The 6,161-nt window shown below is 68.1% G+C and carries 8 protein-coding genes and 1 pseudogene; 3 read left to right on the forward strand and 6 right to left on the reverse strand.

The annotated features are described in order from the left end of the window. Positions 1–8 precede the first annotated feature (8 nt). Entirely contained in the window at positions 9–197 is a 189-nt protein-coding gene (locus ACVV2G_RS32230) for a hypothetical protein (protein WP_453846333.1), read from the forward strand. Between the two features lie 341 nt (positions 198–538). Here ACVV2G_RS32230 and ACVV2G_RS32235 read toward each other — a convergent pair whose 3' ends face one another. Continuing rightward, a complete protein-coding gene (locus ACVV2G_RS32235) occupies positions 539–907 on the reverse strand; it encodes a hypothetical protein (RefSeq protein WP_453846334.1) in 369 nt (122 codons plus the stop codon). 64 nt (positions 908–971) lie between these two features. Beyond that, positions 972–1,952, reverse strand: a complete 981-nt coding sequence (locus tag ACVV2G_RS32240) for an NADP-dependent oxidoreductase (RefSeq protein WP_453846335.1) — start codon at positions 1,950–1,952, stop codon at positions 972–974. Between the two features lie 86 nt (positions 1,953–2,038). Here ACVV2G_RS32240 and ACVV2G_RS32245 point away from each other — a divergent pair, with 86 nt between their 5' ends. Next, positions 2,039–2,977, forward strand: a complete 939-nt coding sequence (locus tag ACVV2G_RS32245) for an AraC family transcriptional regulator (protein WP_453846336.1) — start codon at positions 2,039–2,041, stop codon at positions 2,975–2,977. 442 nt (positions 2,978–3,419) lie between these two features. On the opposite strand, the gene ACVV2G_RS32250 is transcribed toward ACVV2G_RS32245, so the two are convergent. The 3 genes from ACVV2G_RS32250 to ACVV2G_RS32260 all read right to left on the reverse strand — a co-directional run bounded on the left by ACVV2G_RS32250 (position 3,420) and on the right by ACVV2G_RS32260 (position 4,731). Further along, on the reverse strand, positions 3,420–3,878 hold the full coding sequence (locus tag ACVV2G_RS32250; protein WP_487248113.1) for a hypothetical protein: 459 nt from the start codon (positions 3,876–3,878) through the stop codon (positions 3,420–3,422). A gap of 62 nt (positions 3,879–3,940) precedes the next feature. Next, positions 3,941–4,531 carry a hypothetical protein gene (locus ACVV2G_RS32255; RefSeq protein ID WP_453846338.1) on the reverse strand — a complete coding sequence of 197 codons (591 nt, stop codon included), beginning with the start codon at positions 4,529–4,531 and terminating at the stop codon, positions 3,941–3,943. Next, positions 4,528–4,731 (reverse strand): hypothetical protein, encoded by a 204-nt coding sequence (locus ACVV2G_RS32260; protein ID WP_453846339.1) that lies wholly within the window; start codon positions 4,729–4,731, stop codon positions 4,528–4,530. The genes ACVV2G_RS32255 and ACVV2G_RS32260 overlap by 4 nt, the downstream gene beginning before the upstream one ends. On the opposite strand from ACVV2G_RS32260, the gene ACVV2G_RS32265 reads away from it, so the two are divergent. Further along, the gene (locus ACVV2G_RS32265) at positions 4,730–4,915 is read left to right on the forward strand and encodes a hypothetical protein (protein WP_453846340.1); all 186 of its coding nucleotides are present in this window, start codon (positions 4,730–4,732) and stop codon (positions 4,913–4,915) included. The genes ACVV2G_RS32260 and ACVV2G_RS32265 overlap by 2 nt on opposite strands. 366 nt (positions 4,916–5,281) lie before the next feature. Here ACVV2G_RS32265 and ACVV2G_RS32270 read toward each other — a convergent pair. Further along, positions 5,282–6,135, reverse strand: a pseudogene (locus tag ACVV2G_RS32270) (IS5 family transposase). Positions 6,136–6,161 lie beyond the last annotated feature (26 nt).

The following is a 6,161-nucleotide window of genomic DNA, read 5'->3' on the forward strand; positions in this document are numbered from 1 at the left end:
CTGACGAGATGCGCCAGACCATGGACCCCGCCCGGCGGCAAGGGCTGCAGAAAGACCTGCGCACCCTCGCCGCCAACATCCGCACCGACGCCGAAACCCGGTACGACGAGGCGGACCCCGGGTGGCAGGCCGGCGTCGAATGGGCGCTGCTGTGGATCGAGAACACCGCCAGCCGGCTGACCGAAGGCAGGCCGTAGGCGAGCCTGTCGCCGGCCTCCGGGCTGGGCAAGCCTGCCGCACGGTGGGCTTGCCCAGGGTCCCCTTGGGCTTGCCCGGCACACGTGACCGGTTCTGCGCCCGCGTGAAGGGCGCCTCCGACGACCACCCGGTCACCTACCAGGACCCGGTCACCGAGGAGAAGACGGTCCACGGCACGGCCGACGGCCGCCTGGCATGCCTCCACCACTGCCCTTCTCTCGGGGTAGCTGGCGTGGACTGGAGTGAATCCGCAGGTAGCGACGGTTCGGCTGTCCGCGACACGTGTCGCGGACAGCCGAACCGTCGCTAATCTGAGCTGGTGTCGTTGGTTGTCTCGGCGTCAGCGGTTTTCCCGCGGCTCCATGGAACCCACCTGTTCCATGCGCTGGATCTCCCGCTCTGCTGCTTCCAAGTGCCCGAGGTCAAGGGCCATCGCGGCGCGCTCGGCGACGTAGTAGACGTCCTGGCGGATCCGACAGTCCAACCCTGGTTGGCGACACAAGGCCAGGAACCGTACTTCGAGACTGAGTTCGATGCGGCCCATCGCGTCCCGGACGTGGACCGGGAGTGCGGCGTGCCGGAGGTCCTTGGCGTAGTCACGCGTCTGCCGGTCGGCCTCGTCGGGCCGGGCTTCGACGGGCGGAGCGCGAGCGTGACCTGCGGAATTCCGAACAGATCTCCACGACCAGCAGTCGAGTCGAACCGGCATGCCGAGGTCATTCTCACCAGGCCCACTCAGCACCCCGAAAGCGAGGCGGGGGCGGCTTCTCTGCTCAGACAGTTACGACGATCTTGCCGAGCGGGTGCCTGCGGGCATAGTCGATTGCCGCTTCGACGCCGTCGTCGAGTGAGTATCGGCGGGCGATCGGGGTGGAGAGTCGGCCCGCGGTTGCGGCCTCGGCGACGGCCCATGCGCCGTTGGTCTCATCGCCCATTTGCATCACGAAGGCCAGTTCCACGTCGTCGCGTTCCAGTTGCCGGGGCTCCGGCGGGGGGAAGACGATTGAGATCAGCCGGCCGCCCGGGCGCAGGCTGCGTGCCGCCGTAGGCAGGCCGTCGGCGAAGAGCGCAAGGTTGAGGACGACGTCGACGCCGGTGGGGTAGCCGTCGTAGCCGACCGTGTGGTGGGCTCCGAGGCTGCGCAGCAGTTCAGCGGCCTCGGTCGTGCGGGCGGTGGCCGTGATCTCGGCGCCGGCTGTGGCCAGGTTCGGAATGAGGGTCAGGCCGACCGCGCCGGTGGCGCCGATGACGAGGACGGACTCGCCGGGGCGAATTTTCGCGGTGTCCATGATGGCCAGTGTGGTGCCGCCCGCGATCGGCAGGGACGCGGCCTGCTCTGCGCCGACGGCGGCCGGGCGGTGGCCCAGTGCAGGCGTGTCCGCCTCGAAGACCGCGTAGTCGGCGAGGGCACCGGTGCTCAGTGACGGCCGTACGAGGTCGGCGGCGAGGCGCAGCTGGCGGGGCAGGGCCATGCCGAAGATCTCGTCGCCCACGCGGAAGCGGGTGACGTCCGGTCCGGCTTCGGTGACGGTGCCCGCGAACTCGTTGCCGAGTGTGTAGGGGAACTGCAGGTCGACCAGTTCGCGATAGCCGCCGGTGACGACGCGCATGTCGGTGGGGTTGATCGTCGAGGCGGCGATCTTCACCAGGATCTGGCCAGGGCCGGGGCGTGGGACGGCGAGCTCGGCGATCGTGAGTTGCTCGGGATCTCCGTAGCCGGTCGCGACGAGTGCCCGCATCGTATCGGTTGTCATGACTTCACTGTATGGAGCATCCTGTGAGCAGTCGATGCTTGAACTACTCACTTTTCTTGCTCGTTTGCGTCATCTAATCTGGGCGCATGGATCTCGTTGCGGACGTGTTGGAGATCTCCGGCGTGCGGGGCACGATCGGCGCACGGATCGAGGCGGGCGGGAGTTGGTCGATCCCGGTGACAGAGTGCACTACGGCAGTTCTGCACGTGGTTACCGCCGGCAGCGCCTGGCTCGAAAGCAGACACTTGTCGCCGCAGTGCCTGGAACTGGCGGTGGGCGACGTGGTGCTCATGCCGTACGGGCCGTCGCACATGCTTGGCAGCGCGCCAGGGACGGGTACTTCAGTAGCAGCCGATCCGGCGATGGCGGCCCGGGCGCTCGAGACGGGTGAGGTGATTCGCCTGGGGTCACAGCCCGCCCACACTCGCATCCTGACCATCAGCTACGACTGCGACCACACGGTGCGGACCCAGGTCCTCGGCGCGCTGCCGGAGGTGGTGCACATCCGCGGGGACCAGGGTGAGGCCGGTTTCGACGACACCGTCCGGATGATCGGGCGAGAACTGAGTCGCCCCCTAATCGCGGGGAGAGCGGTGCTGAACAGCCTGGTCGACGTCATGCTCGTGCAACTCATGCGCGCCTGGCTCCCTACCCGGTCCGGACATCGTGGCACCTGGCTCGGAGTGTTCGAAGACCCGCTCGTGCGCAGCGCGATGGAACATGTGCACGCTGAGCCCGGACAGCCATGGACCACAACAACGCTGGCTTCCGCTCTCGGCGTTTCCCGGGCGACCCTGTCCCGCCGGTTCCCGGCAGCCATCGGGCAGAGCCCGGCCACCTACCTGACACAGTGGCGTATGGATCTGGCAGCGGTTCGCCTGCGCAAGACCCAAGACCCGGTCGAGTCCATCGCCGCAGCAGTCGGCTATCAGTCGACCCCCGCCTTCCACAGGGCTTTCGCCCGTTCGCACGGTGTGACACCTGGGCGATACCGCGCCGAGCGATGCAGCAGGGGCAGTTGCTGAAACCGGCTGCAGCTCCTTTCGAGGGATAGGCTGAGCTGCGCATTCGCCGGTTCGACTCGACTGCTGGTTGTGGAGATCTGTTCGGAATCCCGCAGGTCACGCTCGCGCTCCGCATGCAGATCGACAGCGTAGGAGACGCAGGTCGCCGCGCCAGCCGCCTTGGTGGCCCAGTCGATCACTCGAGAGCACCCCGATCCGCAGTTCACGCAGGTGGAGCCGTCCCTCGAAAGGAGCTACACCCAACGGTTTTCCCGGGCTCAGCGGACGAACTCATGCCGGCTCGGTGCGGCTCATGATCTCCTCTCACAGCTCGGGTGTCCGCGACGGGGGCTTCTTGATCATTGCGGGTAGCCAACGTGCTGGTCATGGTGGCGGACAACTTGGCGCATCTGGTGATCAACGCCGCCGCCCTGAAGTAATGGGGGTGACGGCGATGACGCGGTCAGCGGTTGAGCTGGGCCATCAGCTCACGGTTGGCGGCGCGGGCGGCTTCGAGGTCTTCGTCCCGTTCCGCGAGTTCGCCGCGAAGATCGAGAATCTGCTGTTCCAGCTCGGTGGTGCGGCGTGTGAGCGTCTCGATGTCGGCCGGGGCGCCGAGGCCGGATGCTTCCCAAGCCGTCTGGCCCAGGGTCTCGGACAGGCGCCGTTCGAGTCGGGTGATGTGGGCGGACAGTCGCCCGTTGCGGGCGGTGAGGTTCGCGACGTCGGCCAGCAGCGACTTGCGGCTGACCTGCGTTCCGGTGGTCGTCTGGGCCGGGGGCTGGCCCGCGCGGGCGATGACGGCCGCGTGCAGGTCTCCGTGGCGGTGAATCAGGCTGCGGTGGACGCCGGCGGCGCGGGCCACCGACGGGACGCTGATCTCCTCGCCGGCGGTAGTCAGTTGGTCAAGGGCTTTGAACACCCGGTTTCGGCGACGGTCGGAGTCCGCGGCCCGCGCTCGAATCAGGTGGTCCGGTGATGTGCTCACGCGTCGCGCTCCAGCCGCAAATCCGGCTCAGGCGGACGGATGCCGGGCATGCCCAGGGAGACGGTGCGGGACTTGCGCAGGGTCCGGGTGGCGTCCTTGATCTGTTCGCGTTCGTCGTCGGTGAGGCCGTCGAGGTCGGTCCCGACGCGGCGGATCAGTGTGCGGATGCGCTTGATCTCCTCGTCGGACGGCGTCGCTTCGGTGCGGGCCCAGGCGTCGAGGTCCGAGGCCGCTGCGAGACGTTCACGGTCCCTCAGCAGGGTGTCCAGGTAGGTCCGCAGCTCGGGCAAGTACGACGGGTCAGTGCGGAAGTGGTCGCAGCCCACGCAGCGGAACCGGAATGGGCAGCCGTGGCCACCGGCCTTGACGTTGCTCGGCTCGACGCAGATGCCGTAGGGGACGGACACCTGGCCGTTCCGCAGGCGGGCGTGCTCGTGCTCCAGGAGCTGGCGGGCCTGGGTCCAGATCTTGTTGCCGTGCCGGTCGAACTGGTGCGAGACGAGTTTGTCGACCGCGGCCCGGGTGCGTTTCTCGGTGACCCGTAATGGTGCACTCGGGTATTGGAGCTCCCGGAATTCCTGCCTCATGAGCTGTTCCTCCGGCTGATCTCGGCTGCATAGGCGCCCCAGTCCCCTGCTGCGGCCCGCTGCCATTTGACGGCGACCGTGATGTGGGTGCCGAGGGTGTGGGCGAGGGTGGCGGCGGGCAGTTCGGTGGCGAGCTGGAACAGGGCAGTCGAGCGGGTCTCCGCGAGACGGATGCCGAGCTTGCGGAGCCGTTCTCCCATGGCCCAGGCACTGATCGGGCGGCCGGGCTGGCCGCAGCGAGGCTGTGCGGGCGAGGACGGCATGGCTGCGGCGAACTGCTACCTGCTGAAGGGCCAGGTCAGCGAGAGGTTCGGGCAGGTCCACCGGAACGTCGCCGAGGCGCCGGACTGCCGTCACCGGTCGAGTGCCGCAGCCAGAACATGAAGCTGCCCAGCCGGCCCGCCGCCGTCGTCCAATCCCGGCCGGTGCAGCGGCACCACGTCAGATAGAGCACGACTGCCCCGGCATATGTACGCGTAGTCGACTCCGCCTGATCGCGGCCGAAGCGCACATGCCGCAGGAACTCGTCCGCTTCCGGTACAGGCGTCAACTGATCGTCGTCCAGCACGGTCCAGTACCGCTGCCCCGACGGCATGTGTACCGGGAAGGGCCTCAGCCCTCTGGAGATCACCTGATGAGTCACGAGTCTTCAACGACAACTACGACGTGCACGACACGGCGACGCGAACCGTCGCGCACTGCACCCCTTTAGGTGTGACGCGACAGTGCACGACGCGGCCGTTAGAGGTCCTAACAAAGCCGCTGGACGTGGCGGTGGGTGATCAGGCAGACGGCGAGGCCCAGGAATGCTTCGTGGATGTCGTCGCGTCGTTCCCAGCGGATGCGCAGGCGGCGGAAGCCGTGGAGCCAGGCGATCGTGCGCTCAACGACGTAGCGGAAGGTGCCCAGGCCGGTGCCGTGCGGCTCGCCTCGCTTCGCGATCACGGGGCGTATGCCTCTCTGCCAGAGCAGGCGGCGGTACTTGTCGTGGTCGTAGCCGCGGTCGGCCAGCAGTGCATCCGGGCGCCGGCGCGGCCTGCCGACCCGGCCCGCGACGGCGGGAATCTTGTCGAGCAGCGGCTCGAGTTGGGTGACGTCATTGCGGTTGCCGCCGGTCAGCGACACCGCGAGCGGGATGCCCTGGCCGTCGACGATGAGGTGGTGTTTGCTGCCCGGCCGTGCGCGGTCGACCGGGCTGGGCCCGCTTTTGGGCCCCGTCGGGCGGCCCGCACATGCGAGGAGTCGATCACCGCCCGTTCCCAGTCCAGCTGGTTCTTCGACCGCAGCTCGTTCAGCAGCAGCTGGTGCAGCTGGTCCCAGACGCCGGCCTCGTTCCAGGCCGCAAGGCGCCGCCAGCAGGTCATGCCCGAGCCGAAGCCGAGTTCCTGGGGCAGGTACTCCCACTGGATTCCGGTGTGCAGGACGAAGAGGATGCCGCACAGGGCCTGCCGGTCTGGCACCCGCGGTCTGCCCTCGGCCTTCTTCGGACCCGGCTGCGGCAGCAACGGCTCGACCAGCGACCACAGTTCGTCCGACACGATCCACGGCCGCGACTGACGGTTTCCCATGCCCAGACATACGGGCAGAGCGGCCGACAGCCTCATGATCAGCAGCTTTTGTTAGAGCCAGT

The sequence above is a fragment of the Streptomyces sp. JK94 genome, assembly GCF_053613315.1.

What these genes read in the sequence shown, in the direction of transcription:
- ACVV2G_RS32240 (WP_453846335.1), bottom strand. Translation starts at nt 1,952, where the DNA reads ATGACAACCGATACGATGCGGGCACTCGTCGCGACCGGCTACGGAGAT.
- ACVV2G_RS32230 (WP_453846333.1), top strand. Translation starts at nt 9, where the DNA reads ATGCGCCAGACCATGGACCCCGCCCGGCGGCAAGGGCTGCAGAAAGAC.
- ACVV2G_RS32245 (WP_453846336.1), top strand. Translation starts at nt 2,039, where the DNA reads ATGGATCTCGTTGCGGACGTGTTGGAGATCTCCGGCGTGCGGGGCACG.
- ACVV2G_RS32260 (WP_453846339.1), bottom strand. Translation starts at nt 4,731, where the DNA reads ATGGGAGAACGGCTCCGCAAGCTCGGCATCCGTCTCGCGGAGACCCGC.
- ACVV2G_RS32255 (WP_453846338.1), bottom strand. Translation starts at nt 4,531, where the DNA reads ATGAGGCAGGAATTCCGGGAGCTCCAATACCCGAGTGCACCATTACGG.
- ACVV2G_RS32265 (WP_453846340.1), top strand. Translation starts at nt 4,730, where the DNA reads ATGGCCCAGGCACTGATCGGGCGGCCGGGCTGGCCGCAGCGAGGCTGT.
- ACVV2G_RS32235 (WP_453846334.1), bottom strand. Translation starts at nt 907, where the DNA reads ATGCCGGTTCGACTCGACTGCTGGTCGTGGAGATCTGTTCGGAATTCC.